This window comes from Oleiphilus sp. HI0061 (assembly GCF_001635675.1).
This window is the reverse complement of record NZ_LWFE01000631.1, coordinates 1-513: the sequence shown is the minus strand read 5'-3', so window position 1 is coordinate 513 and position 513 is coordinate 1. Positions and strand designations below refer to the sequence as shown.

Genomic DNA, 513 nt, shown 5'->3' with positions numbered 1-513 from the left:
GCCAAGGCTGTAAAAAAGAATAGGCTGAGCGCAGCCATGATTAATAGCCAAGCTAGAAAGAAAAAGTCTTGAGGCCAAAACGTTAGCCAAAAAATATGAAACTGGCGCTCCGGTAAATCGAACAAAATTGCTTGATGTCCATCCCATGTAAACCAGGCTGCAAAATAGTAAAGCCCGAGCAGTGTAAACATCATTGCTTTGCGAAGCGATTGGAAAACACCTTTTACTTCACGGGTGTGTACCTTTTCATGACTTGCATACAAGTTGCTGTCGGAAGACTTGAAGCGATGTGCAATTTTGTTTTCAATATCCATTAATTAACACCAATGTAAACAGATAGAACTAGATGCCTGCAGGCCTAGGAGCAGCTGCAAGTTGTTTTTGTCTTGAGCCGACTAGTCAGCTTCCTCATCGTAATGTTCTGACAAGGATTTTTGTCGTTTGGCAAGAGGTAGGGCCAATAAGACACAGCTCAAAGCTGTGCAGCTAAAACCAAACACCCAAAAGAGGAAA

Annotated in this window: 1 protein-coding gene; it reads right to left on the bottom strand. The window is 42.5% G+C overall.

Annotation, left to right across the window (positions count from 1 at the left end; all coding sequences use genetic code 11):
* The coding region (locus A3735_RS08060; protein ID WP_369820517.1) for a 4Fe-4S binding protein at nucleotides 1–314 on the bottom strand (314 nt) is incomplete at its 3' end.
* Between the last annotated feature and the right edge of the window lie 199 nt (nucleotides 315–513).